The sequence below is a fragment of the Kitasatospora sp. NPDC058406 genome (genome assembly GCF_042722765.1).
GTDB lineage: Bacteria > Actinomycetota > Actinomycetes > Streptomycetales > Streptomycetaceae > Kitasatospora.
On the sequence record NZ_JBHXKE010000273.1, the window covers coordinates 1 to 11,563 of the forward strand.

Consider the following 11,563-nt stretch of genomic DNA (forward strand, 5'->3'; position numbering starts at 1 on the left):
GGGGGGCCCCGCGCCCCCCCGCCGTGGGCGGGGGGCGGGGGGCCCCGCGCCCCCCTCGCCGGGAGCCCTGGCGCCCGGCCGCCGGGGGGGGGGGGGCGGCCCGCGCGGGGGCCCCCGCCCCCGCCCCCGCCGCCCGCCGGCCCGGCCGGGCCGTGCAGCTCCAGGAAGACCTGCCGCTCCGTCTCGATAGCGACGGGTACACCGTGGTCGAGGGTGATCAGGCGGAGGCAGAGGTCGAGGCCGCCGAGCACCCCGGCCGCGCTGTAGAACGGGTCGGCCTCCACCACCGCCCCCTGCGGGTCGACCTCGACCCGGGGGTGGCGTGCTGCGAGTTCCGCCGCGTGCCGCCGCCCGGTGGAGGCCCGGCGGCCGTCCAGCAGCCCGGCCGCGGCGAGGGTGAACGTTCCTGTGCCGACCGACCCGATCCGGCAGCCCCGGGCGGCCGCGGCCCGCAACGCCTCGGCCACCCCGGTCGGCGGCTCGTCCAGGTAGCCGTCGTGCCCGGGCACCAGCACGGTGTCGCCGGTCCCCAGCTCCGTCAGACCCTCCGGACCCCACGGGGTGTCCAGCCCGAACGGGGCCGCGCCGCCGGTGCCGCGGAACCCCGGCGCCGCGCAGTACCGCACCTCGTAGTCCACCTGCGGGTGGCAGCGGGCGGCCGTGCCGAAACAGATCCCCGGTGCGGTGAGCTGGTGGCCCGGCACACCGTCGAGCGCGAGGACGGCGATCACTGGCATGTCCAGAATTTAGCCCAGGGTGACACCGGTGCTGCTGTCGGCCCCCGGCGCCGGCGCGAAGTATGGAGCACACGGCGCCGCAGGCCAGAGGCCTTCCGGCAGCCGGTTCCGACCATCCCGCGGCGCGCGTCGGCGCGCCTGACGAACGGATCCCCTGTGTCCAAGCCGAGTACCCGCCTGCGCCGTGCGGCGCGCACCGTCGCCGTCGCGCTGGCCGTGGCGGCCAGCGCCGCGACCATGACCGGCCCGGCCGAAGCCGTCGTCAACGGGCAGAACGCCGAGGGGCGTTACCCGTTCATGGCGTCGATCCCGATCACCGTCCCCGACCTGAAGTTCGACGACGGCGTCTGCGGTGCGACCCTGATCCACCCCCGCTGGGTGCTGACGGCCGCCCACTGCGTCGACACCCGGCTCGTGAAGCCCGACGGCATCGTGCGCATCGCCTCCGACCGCCGCACCTCCGGCGGCACGGTGCGCGGCATCGAGCGGGCCGTGACCCACCCCGGCTACGCGCTGGGCGTCGACGGCGCACCGAACGAGAACGACCTCGCGCTCGTCCGGCTCGACCGGCCCGCCCCGCAGACGCCGATCCGGCTGGCCGACCGGCCGGCCCCGCCCGGAACGCCCACCCGGATCCTCGGCTTCGGCACCGTCGTCGACACCACGGACATCACCCGGGCCGCGTTCGCGAACCGGCTCCAGCAGCTCGACACCCGCCGGGGCGCCGTCGACGAGTGCTCGCCCGGCCGGGCGGGGCTGACCCGCCTGTGCACCGTCAGTCGGGTGCCGGGGGCGATGGCCTGCATCGGGGACTCCGGCGGCCCGCAGATCCAGCGCGGCCGGGGCGGACGCTGGGAGCTGGTCGGCGCCACGTCCGGGGACGGCGACACCGACCCCACCTGCTCGACCGGCCCCGGGCTCTACAGCAGCGTGCCGGCCTACGCGGGCTGGATCCGGTCGACCATCCGCACCTACGAGGGCTGACCCGCCGCCCGCCCCACCCCGCCGCCCGCTCCTGCTCGCCGCCCGCCCGGTGCTCCGGACCCCGGTCGGGGGCACCGGGCGGTTCCCCGCCCCTGCCTCCCACCCTCCTCGTCCGTGTCCGAACCCTCCCGGAATATCCTCCTCCCATGCCAGTGATCGCCGTCCTCGTCCCCGACCGCCTGCCCGGGCACCACCTCACCACCCCCGGCCTGGTGTTCGGCACCGCGGCCCGCGACCACCCCGGTGTCGCCTACGAGGTCCGGCTGTGCGCCGCGGGCGACGGCCCCGGGCCGGGCAGGATCGGGCTGCCCGCGCCCGCCGCGATCACCCTTCCGTGGGGCCTGGCGGGCGCGGCCGACGCGGACGTCGTCCTGCTGCCCTCGCGCGAAGCCCTACCCGTCCACCAGGGCCTCCCTGCAACCGAGTCGGCCGAGGTCCTGCACGCCGCCGCCGCGCGCGGCGCCCGGATCGCCGCGGTCGGCACGGGGGTGTTCGACCTCGCGGCCACCGGCCTCCTCGACGGCCGCCGGGCCACGACCGGCTGGCGCCACCAGGAAGAACTGGCCCGGCGTCACCCCCGCGTCGAGGTCGACCCCGCCGGGACGCTCGTCGGCGACGGCCCGTTCCTCACCTCGGCCGGGATCTTCGGCGGGCTGGACGTCTGCCTGCGCGTGCTGGCGCAGGACCACGGCGAACAGGTCGCCGGCGACACCTGCCGGGAACTGCTCAGCCCGCTCGTGGTCCACGCGGAACGCGTGCGCGAGGGCATCGACCGCGGACTCGCGGACAGCAGCGGCCTCGACGACACCCTGGCCTGGCTGGACAGCAGGATCCACCTGCCGCTCACCCCGGCCGACATCGCCGCGCACGCCGGTATCAGCGTCAGCAGCCTCAACCGCCGCTTCCGCGCGCGCACCGGCCTCAGCGCCCAGCGCTACCTGCTGCGCCTGCGCCTGCAGCGGGCCCGTGAACTGCTGGAGGGCACCGACGACCCGGTGGAGTCGGTCGCGGCCCGCGCCGGCTTCACCTCCCCGGCCGGGCTGCGGCACCACTTCGGGCAGCTCACCGGCACCACCCCCCGCGCCTACCGCGCGCGCCACCGCACCACGGCGCCCGGTCCCTGAAGGCGCCTGCGTGAGCGGCGGCGCGGGCGTGAGCTGCCGGACGTGCGGCCGGTGCGGATCCCCGGCCTCCCCGCCCCGGTCGAACTCCCCGGGCGTGCCGACCGAACAGGCCCTGCCGATTGCCGAGTTCACGCCCCGGACGGCTGCCGGACGCTGCCTGACGTGCCTGACCCTGCCGGTCGGACCGGCCGGAGACGGCGGCCGCCCGACCGGCAGGGGGCTGCCGGGCCGTCCGGTCGGCCCGTCCGGACGCCCTGTCAGGTCAGCCCGCCCGGTCGGCCGTGTAGCGACTGGCGGGCCGGGGGAGGCCGAGGTGGCCGCGCAGGGTCCGTGCCGTGTACGCCGTCCGGAAGGCACCGCGCCGCTGGAGCTCGGGGACGAGCCCGCGGGCGACCGCCACGAGGTCGTGCGGCAGCCGGCCGGGGCGCAGCCGGAACCCGTCGAGCCCGGCCGTCCGCCGGTCGAGGAGGAGGTCGGCGAGCTCCGCGGGCGTCCCGGTGAAGATCTCCGCGTCGGAGCGCAGCGGTTCGCCGTTCAGCTCGTCGAGCCGGTCCCGTTGACGGGCGGCCTCGCCGGACCGGTCGTCGAGGAACACCAGCAGGTCCGCGAAGACCCTGAGGGGCCGGTCGGGGGACCGGCCGACCGCTGCGCCGGCGGTGGCGACCTCGGCCAGGATCGCCGCGGTGCCGGCCGGGGAGTGCGGGGTGACGAAGACCAGGTCGGCGCCCTTGGCCGCGAGTTCGTACGGGATCCGGGCGTGCGCGAGGACGGCGACCGGCGGCTGTCCCTGCGGTGGGCGCGGGGTGATGGACGGGCCGCGGACGGCGAAGTGCTCGCCGTGGAAGTCGATCGGGTGGAGGCGGTCGCGGTCGAGGAACCGGCCGGTGGCGGTGGAGCGGATCTCCGCGTCGTCCTCCCAGCTGTCCCAGAGCCGTCGTACGACCTCCACCACGTCGGCGGCCTCGTCGAAGAGGGGCGCGAGACGCTTGGAGATCGCGTCGGAGTCCTGGACGTCGTCGTGGGTGAGTCGCGGTGTGGTGCGGCGCCCGAAGTGGGCGGCGTCGTCGGCGCGGGAGGAGAGCTGCGGGCGCCAGCCGGCCCGGCCCTGGCTGGTGAAGTCGAGGGTGGCGAGGGCGGTGGAGAGGTGGAACGGCTCGGTGTGGGTGACGTTGGTGGTCGGCACCAGTCCGATCCGCGAGCTGAGCGGTGCCACCCGGGAGGCGACGAGGACGGCGTCGAGGCGGCCGCGGACCTGGTCGGTGCGGTCGTCCGGGGTGGTGGGGTCGGCGGACTGGAGCGCGAGGGTGTCCTCGAAGGTCACCAGGTCGAGCAGGCCGCGTTCGGCCTCCGCGACGAGGTCGGCCCAGTACCCGGCCGTGAACAGCTCGCCGGGGCGGGCGTCCTCGGCGCGCCAGGCGGCGGGGTGCCAGCCGGCGCCGTCGAGCGCGACGGCGAGGTGCAGCGGCGGCCGGTGCGACTCGGTGGGGCTCATGCGGTGGCCTCCTGCGCCGTTCGGCGGGCCTCCGGCAGCCCGAGGTGTTCGCGGAGCGTGCTGCCGGTGTAGTCGGTGCGGTACACGCCCTTCTCCTGGAGCAGCGGTACGACCCGGTCGACGAGCTCGTCGAGCCCGCCCGGGGTGAGGTGCGGGGTGATGACGAAGCCGTCCGAACCGTCGCTCTGCACGAACGCGTCCATGGCGTCGGCGACTTCGCGGGGCGTGCCGATGAACGTCTGCCGGCCGGTGACCTCGGTGACGAGCTCCCGGATGCTCAGGTTTCGTTCCCGGGCCAGCGTGCGCCACTGGCGGGCGGTGGCGGCCCGGTCGATCCGGAACAGGGCGTGGCCCTTGAACAGCAGGCTGTCGGGGTCGGGGTCGATGTCCGGGAGCGGGCCGTCCGGGTCGTAGCCGGAGAGGTCGCGTCCCCAGACGCCTTCCAGGTGGGCGATCGCCGTCCCGGGGCCGATCTGGGCCCGGCGGATCTCGGTGGCCCGCTCCCGGGCCTCCTCGGCGGTGTCGCCGAGGACGTACGAGACGGCGGGCAGGATCTTCAGCTGCTCCGGTGCGCGGCCGTGGCCCGCCAGCCGGCCCTTGACGTCGCGGTAGAACTCCTGGGCCTCGGCGAGTCCGGCGTACCGGCTGAAGACCACGTCGGCCGCGGCGGCGGCGAACTCCCTTCCCTGGGGGGACTCGCCGGCCTGGATGACCACGGGGTGGCCCTGGGGCGGGCGGGGCGTGTTGAACCGCCCGGTGATGTCGAAGTGCGTGCCCCGGTGGGTGAAGGACCCGGCGCCGGGGCGGACGAACCGGCCTCCGGCCGCGTCCGCGAGGACGTCGCCGTCGGCCCAGCTGTCCCACAACTCCCGTGCGGACTGGAGGAATTCGGCGGCCCTGGTGTACCGGTCGGCTTCCGGGAGGAAGCCCCCGCGGCGGAAGTTCTCCCCGGTGAAGTCGTCCCGGCTGGTGACCACGTTCCAGGCGGCGCGGCCCTCGCTGAGGTGGTCCAGCGCGGCCAGCCGCCGTGCCACCTCGTACGGTTCGTTGAAGGTCGAGCTGACGGTGGCGGCCAGTCCGATCCTGGAGGTGACGGCCGCCAGCGCGCTGAGGACGGTCAGCGACTCCGGGCGGCCCGCGACGTCCAGTTCGTAGATCTCGCCCTTGTGCTCGCGCAGGCGCAGGCCCTCGGCGAGGAAGAAGAAGTCGAACTTGCCCCGCTCGGCGGTCCGCGCCACGTGGCGGAAGGTCTCGAAGTCGATCTGGCTGCCGGCGCGCGGGTCGGACCAGACGGTGGGGTTCCCGATCCCGGGAAGGAACACGGCGAGATGGATCTGTTTTCCTGACACGACGAACGACCGCCTCCCGTCAGCCCGTTGGCCGGGCCTGCCCATCCTGCGCACCGCCGGGAAGCGGGGGCAACCGTCGCAACCAACTGTTCACGGGCGGACATGGGGCGCCATGCGGGGACACCCGACCGGCGAGTTTCGGACAGACAAAGGCTGAAATCAGAAAATGGCTTCGAAATGAAGGCTGGAATCAAATATTCCGCTTGAATCCATGGCAGTATGTGAGGTGTGAAGCGTGAAATGTCACATGGCTTCCACCTGACTTCCACCTGACATTCCTACCTACGAACGGGAAGCACCCGATGAATCGGCTCCTCGCCATTCTTGCCGGCAGCACCCTCCTGACCGTCGCCGGCGCCGCCCAGGCCACCGCCCAGGCCTCCGACGAGGCCGCGTCCGCCGTCGTCACGAGGACCTGCGTCAGCAGCTACCGCGGCGTCGTGGTCAACGAGCTCTGCGCCGTCGTCTACGGCGACCAGGTCACGTTCACCGGAACGGCCACCCCGAGCAGCGTCGCGTGGTCGCCGCGGGCCGTCCCCTTCCGCTTCACCGCCTCGGTGGTCGGCGGTCTCCAGCTCGGCGCGCTGAAGCCGGCGCCGGTCGTCAGGCGCAGTGCGACCGAGGTGGGCACGATCTCCGGTGTCGTCCCCTGCGGCTCGACCGCCGAGGCCACGATCGAGGCCACCGAGTGGGGCTGGCCGCCGTCGATCGCCACCCTCGCGGTGCCGGCGAACTGCTGACCCCGCCCGGGTGGGAAGGGCCCTGCCCGGCCGGTCGGGCAGGGCCCTTCCGCGGCTCCGGTCCCGGTCGCCCGCCTCGCACGGCGCCTGCGGGGCGGGAGACCGCGTCACCGGCTGCCGCGCGCGGTCACCGGCGCTCCGCCGGCGCTCCGTCGGCGACGAGGGGCACCCGGGTCAGGCGCGGCTCAGCCTGGCCAGCCGCACCAGGGCGAGCGGGTGGTTGGCGGCCTTGCGCGGGGAGGGCGAGATCCACACCGTGGCGCGGACCTGGTCCGAGGCGCACAGCGGCGCGGTGGGCGGGTTCAGCGAGCGGTGACGTGCACTCATGTCGTCGGAGCCTTCCTGGTGGGGGGCGCGGCGGTCCTTCTCTCCGGCCACTCCAGGGAACCGGTCCGGCCGGGCCGGATCAATGCGGAGGACTACCTATCGACGCGGGTGAACGCTGGGGGAGCCGTCCGCGAAGGCGCCGTCCCGCCGGCCGCACCGCCCGTCGCCCCGTCCGCCGCCCACCCGCCGACCGCAGGTGCCCGACGTGCTTCGGGCGCCGCAGGTCAGACCTGCACGCCGTCCGCCGAGCCGCCCCCGATCCCGTCCGCGTCGGCCTTCGCGAGCGCCCGCGCCGTCTCGGCGCGACTCGTTCCCAGCTTGTGAAGCACGTTCGCCACATGGTGCTCGACGGTCCGGGGCGAGAGGAACAGGGCCTGGGCGATGTCCTGGTTGACGGCGCCCTGGGCGAGGAGTTCCGCGACCTGCCGCTCCCTCGGTGACAGGCGCTTGCCGTAGCCGCGGCGTCCCGGCGAGCCGGTGTTGCCGAGGTCGAGGTCCCGGCGGAGCTTCTGACAGCGGGCGGTGTCGGAGGTCGCCGCGACGTCGAGGTAGACGCGTTCCGCGGCGGCGATCCGCTCGGTAGCCCGGGCGCGGTCGTGGGGGGCGAGCGCGGCGGCGATCCGCTCGTCGGCCCGTGCCGCCTCGTACGGCCGGCCGATGTCGTGCCACTGGTTCCGGGCCCGGGTGAACGCCTCGTCGGCGCCGGGCTCGCCGCTCGCGCTGAGCAGGAGTCCCCGGGCGAGGTCGAGGGCCGCCGAGACGGCGGGCGCGGCCCGGCCGGTGAGGGCGTCCGCGGCCTCCTCGGTGACGGCCGCGGCGCGGGCGTGGCCGCCGGTGGCGATGAGCGCCTCGACGGCGACCGGCAGCAGTTCGGCGGTCCGGGCCCAGGCATCGGCCTGACGCGCGGTGGTGAGGGCGGGGCCGACCGTGGCGGCGGCGGCGACGGCGTCGCCCTCCAGCAGTTGCAGGCCCGCGAGGCCGGCGGCGGCGCGCAGGGCGGCCGTGACCTGGGACTCCCGCTGGCCGTACCGGCCGGCGATCTCGAACTCCTCGCGCGCCAGGGCCAGTCGGCCGCGGGCGGCGGCCAGCCGTCCGAGCAGCAGGGAGCGTTCGGCCCCGGCCATCGCCAGGTCGTCGAACTCCGCGCCCAGGGTGTCGAAGCGCTGCTCCAGCTCCTGCCAGCGGCCGGCCAGCATGTCCAGCCGGATCAGCGCGAGGCGGCTGTAGCACTCCAGGTACGGGATGGCCGCCTGCCGGGCCAGTCGCCGGCTCTCGGCCAGCAGGTGTGCGGCCCGGCGGTCGTAGCCGAGCTCGATGCCGATCTCACCCGTGTTGTAGAGCGCCCGGGTGGTCTGCCGGACGACCTCGGGGCGTTCGGAGGACCGGGGCAGTTCGTCGAGCCGGTCCCACACCGCCGGGTCGCCGTCCCGGGCCATGAAGGTGAGCGAGGTGGCCCGCACCGCGGCGGCCACGTCCTCGTCCGGACTGGTTGCCAGGAGGCCGTCGGCCCGCGCCAGCCAGTCCGCCGCGTGCCGGCCGGCGCCGTCGCGCTCGTCCATGGCGATCGCGACCATGGCCCGGGCGGCCCGGCTGGGGCGTTCCTCCAACTCCTCCAGGGCTTCCCGGATCCGGTCGAACCCGGCCCGGTTGCCGCTGTGGACGGCGGTGAGGAACCCGAGGGCGAGACGGATCTCGCCGCGGTCCGCGACCGGCAGCCGGGGATCGGCGACCATGCCGCTCAGGACCTGGATGCTGGCCGCAGGGTCCACGTCGTCGGCCGCGATCCGGGCCAGGGCCAGCGCGGCCCGCCCGCGCCGCTGCGGGTCGAGCCCCGGCTCGTCCAAGAGGCTGCGCAGCATCGCCCGGGCGCTGCCCGGGTCGCCGAGGGCCACGGCCTGGTCGGCGGCGGCCTGCGCGAGGTCCTGCCAGGCGGGGCGGTCGCCCATGGCCAGCGTGTGGTGGGCGATCTGGACCAGCGGCCGGGGGGCCCGGGTGTCCAGGGCCTCGACCGCCCGGCGGTGCAGGACCCGGCGCTGCGGCCCGGGGACGCGCCGGTAGGCGACCTGCTGGGCCAGCACGTGGCGGAAGGCGTAGCGGTCGGGGGCGCTCTCCTGGAGGACCGCCGCGTGCAGGGCCTCCGTCAGGCCGTTCGCGCCGTCGGCGGGGCCGAGGCCGGCGACGGCGGTCAGCAGGTCCTCGTCGGCGGGGACGGCGAGGACGGCGGCGGCGGCCACGACGGCGTCGCCGGCGCCGCTCAGACGGGCGAGCCGTTCGGTGACGGCGTCGCGCAGGCCCTGCGGCACCTCGCGCCGGGCCAGCCGGGCGGCCAGGTCGGCGGCCGGGTCGGCCCCGCCCGGCCGGCTGCCGGTCCGGGTCTCGGCCCGGCTCTCGGCCCGGGGCCGTTCGGCGATGGCGAGCAGGTCCTCCTCGGCGGTCAGGGGGAGGCCCTGACTGCGGTCGAAGAGCACGCGGGCGAGGTCGGGGGTGGCGCGCGGGCCGAGCGCGGCGCGGGCGAGCTCGTGGACGTCCGGCTCGGTGAGGGGGCCCAGCCGGATCAGCGCACCGGCCACGCCGGGCGGGCGCCGGTAGGCGGCGCCGAAGGCCGGTGCGTCGGGCGGCATGTCCTCGGCGCGGTAGGTGACCGCGAGGGAGAGCCGCGGCGGCATGTCGCGGGCCAGCTGGAGCAGCAGGTCGCGGGTGGCGTCGTCGGCCCAGTGCAGGTCCTCGATCACCAGGACGGCGTCGTCGAGTGCGCCGAGCAGCGCGCGCAGGCCCTGGACCAGCAGATGGCGCCCGGAGAGCAGGCCCTCGCCGCCGGACGGTGCGGGGGGCAGGTGCGGGGCCAGGTCGGGCAGCACCCAGCGCAGCGCCCCGGCGCTGGGCGGGAGGTCGCCGGGCGGGGGCAGCAGGGCGGCGGCGTCCCGCAGGGCGTCCACCACGGGGCCGAACGGCAGCGGTTCGCGCAGCGGGTGGCAGAGTCCGCCGAGCACGGCACGTCCCGTCCCGGCCCGGGCCGCGACGGCCTCGGCCACCAGTCGCGACTTGCCGATGCCGGCCTCGCCCTCGACGACGAGCACGGCCGGCGGGCGGGACAGCGCGTCGCACGCGAGGGCGAGCTCGTGGTCGCGGCCCACCAGGGCGAATCCGGAGCCGTGGGCGGCCGGCGGCTGGGGCCGGCTCATCGCCGTGCTGCCGCGGGGCGGGCGTGGCGCTCGGCGTATCCGGTCTGGGCTGGCATGACCCCTATGATGCCTCCGCCCCGGTCGGGCGCGTCGGGTGGGCCCGGGTGCACGTCACCCCGGCAGGCCGGCCGGGACGCCGCCGGGGGTCCGGCGTCCGGGGCGCACGACGCGTCCCGGTGTCTCGACGACCTCGCAGCCCGCGCGGGCCAGCCGTGCGACGGTCGCCGCGGCGGTGCGGTCGTCGAGCGAGAAGACGAACGGCCCGGGGACGAGGACGACGTCCACCCAGCCCTGCTCGGCCGCCGTCACCAGCTTCTCCAGGGCGGGCAGCGGGCCCCTGGCGGAGCGGCCGTGGTCGGCGTAGACGTCCGGGAACGGCAGGGCCAGCCGGACGGCCAGCATCTCCATGGCGGTGCGCACGTACTCCGCCTCGCGGGTGTCGTAGGGCTGGCACCGCAGGTACATCGCGGGCCGTCGCACCGGTCCCACCGGCGTGCGGGCGTCGTCCATGCCGTTCACCTGGCCTTGTTGTCGTGGAGCGCGTCGTGGGGTCGGGACGGGACGGCGGTGCCGGGCGTGCGATGCCGTCGGTGGCCCGGCAGGTTCGTGAGCCGGTGAGCCCGCCACCTCCTGACTCGTGTCCGCGCCGACCGCAGTGGCCACGGTGACCGCTGTGGCCGGTGCGGCGCCCGGGGCGATGATCCAGCGGACCTCCGGAATCGTGCGGAGAACAATGCGGGGGACTACCCATCTCTCGGTCCGTGTCCTGGTGGGCGGAGGTTCCCCGGGCCGGCGCTCCGACCCCGCCCGCGGTCGCACCCGGTGGTTTTCGGTCACGCATGCGGTGCCCGGTGACCGTTTTTCCGGCAGGGGAGGCGATGTGGGCGGTCGGCGCCGGTTTCCGTGGCAGTATCGACGTTGCGATGTGACATATCACATTGTGTTCGAAGGGTGTCGGCCCCACACGGCATGCCTAGCCGACCCTCAGGAGAGAAACCCGTGAAGCGAACCGCCCTCGTCCTCGCCACTGCCCTCGCCCTCGCCGGTCCGCCGGCCGCCGCGATGGCCGCCCCCGCCACTGCCACCACTCCTTCTGTCGGCGCTTCGGCCCCGACGGCCGCCGGTCAAGCCTCCGGGACTGCCGCCGGCCCCGCCGCGGTGACGTCCGGCTGCGGGCCCGCCGTCATGATGATCAACAGGCTGAACTCCGTCTGCGTGACGGTCGACGGCACCTCGGTCAGTGTCTACGGGAGCAGCGCGCAGCTGATCCCCGGGCCCGGACGGAGCTTCCTCTACACGGTCTCCCTGGCCGTCGTCGGCGGAGCGGGGCTGGGGACCCGCAGCGGCTCCACCTACCTCGGCGCCGGAACGGGCTACGTCAGTGGCCCGAAGGCCGAAGCCCCGTGCGGGTCGACGGTCCGGGCGTCCTTCTCGCTGACGGACTTCGGCACCCCGCCGCCCGCGTCGACCGTGGACGTCCCCGTCACCTGCTGATGCCGGTGCTGCGCCCGGGGCGCCGGGGTCCGGACCGCCGCCGCCCGGGGCCCCGTCGGCCCCTGCGGCGGCCCGTCACCGCCCGCGCGGACCCCGGCCCCGACCCCGGCCCCGGCCCCGACCCCGACCGGGGC

General features: G+C 76.0%; 9 protein-coding genes and 1 pseudogene. 4 read left to right on the plus strand and 6 right to left on the minus strand.

Annotated features, from left to right (window positions below):
* Nucleotides 1-737 (minus strand): annotated as a pseudogene (locus ACFWOG_RS35060) (hypothetical protein); the annotation flags it as partial.
* Between the two features lie 156 nt (nt 738-893).
* Between ACFWOG_RS35060 and ACFWOG_RS35065 the strand changes: the two are divergent.
* Nucleotides 894-1,721 carry a S1 family peptidase gene (locus ACFWOG_RS35065; RefSeq protein ID WP_380363323.1) on the plus strand — a complete coding sequence of 276 codons (828 nt, stop codon included), beginning with the start codon at nt 894-896 and terminating at the stop codon, nt 1,719-1,721.
* 146 nt (nt 1,722-1,867) lie between these two features.
* Nucleotides 1,868-2,845, plus strand: a complete 978-nt coding sequence (locus ACFWOG_RS35070) for a GlxA family transcriptional regulator (protein WP_380363326.1) — start codon at nt 1,868-1,870, stop codon at nt 2,843-2,845.
* A gap of 262 nt (nt 2,846-3,107) precedes the next feature.
* On the opposite strand, the gene ACFWOG_RS35075 is transcribed toward ACFWOG_RS35070, so the two are convergent.
* Both ACFWOG_RS35075 and ACFWOG_RS35080 read right to left on the minus strand, forming a co-directional pair.
* A complete protein-coding gene (locus ACFWOG_RS35075) occupies nt 3,108-4,337 on the minus strand; it encodes an LLM class flavin-dependent oxidoreductase (RefSeq protein WP_380363328.1) in 1,230 nt (409 codons plus the stop codon).
* Complete coding sequence (locus ACFWOG_RS35080; RefSeq protein WP_380363330.1) at nt 4,334-5,686, minus strand: NtaA/DmoA family FMN-dependent monooxygenase; 1,353 nt, start codon at nt 5,684-5,686, stop codon at nt 4,334-4,336. The genes ACFWOG_RS35075 and ACFWOG_RS35080 overlap by 4 nt, the downstream gene beginning before the upstream one ends.
* Before the next feature lie 302 nt (nt 5,687-5,988).
* Here ACFWOG_RS35080 and ACFWOG_RS35085 point away from each other — a divergent pair, with 302 nt between their 5' ends.
* Nucleotides 5,989-6,426, plus strand: coding sequence for a hypothetical protein (locus tag ACFWOG_RS35085; RefSeq protein WP_329950199.1), 438 nt, complete (start codon nt 5,989-5,991; stop codon nt 6,424-6,426).
* A 174-nt stretch (nt 6,427-6,600) separates the two neighbouring features.
* Here the strand turns inward: ACFWOG_RS35085 and ACFWOG_RS35090 are convergent, their stop codons facing one another.
* From ACFWOG_RS35090 to ACFWOG_RS35100, 3 genes are all read right to left on the minus strand, one after another.
* A complete protein-coding gene (locus ACFWOG_RS35090) occupies nt 6,601-6,753 on the minus strand; it encodes a hypothetical protein (protein ID WP_329878077.1) in 153 nt (50 codons plus the stop codon).
* 224 nt (nt 6,754-6,977) lie between these two features.
* Nucleotides 6,978-9,935 (minus strand): AAA family ATPase, encoded by a 2,958-nt coding sequence (locus ACFWOG_RS35095; RefSeq protein WP_380363333.1) that lies wholly within the window; start codon nt 9,933-9,935, stop codon nt 6,978-6,980.
* A 111-nt stretch (nt 9,936-10,046) separates the two neighbouring features.
* On the minus strand, nt 10,047-10,445 hold the full coding sequence (locus tag ACFWOG_RS35100) for a hypothetical protein (protein WP_329950201.1): 399 nt from the start codon (nt 10,443-10,445) through the stop codon (nt 10,047-10,049).
* A 489-nt stretch (nt 10,446-10,934) separates the two neighbouring features.
* Between ACFWOG_RS35100 and ACFWOG_RS35105 the strand changes: the two genes are divergently transcribed.
* Nucleotides 10,935-11,429 carry a hypothetical protein gene (locus tag ACFWOG_RS35105; protein WP_380363335.1) on the plus strand — a complete coding sequence of 165 codons (495 nt, stop codon included), beginning with the start codon at nt 10,935-10,937 and terminating at the stop codon, nt 11,427-11,429.
* Nucleotides 11,430-11,563 lie beyond the last annotated feature (134 nt).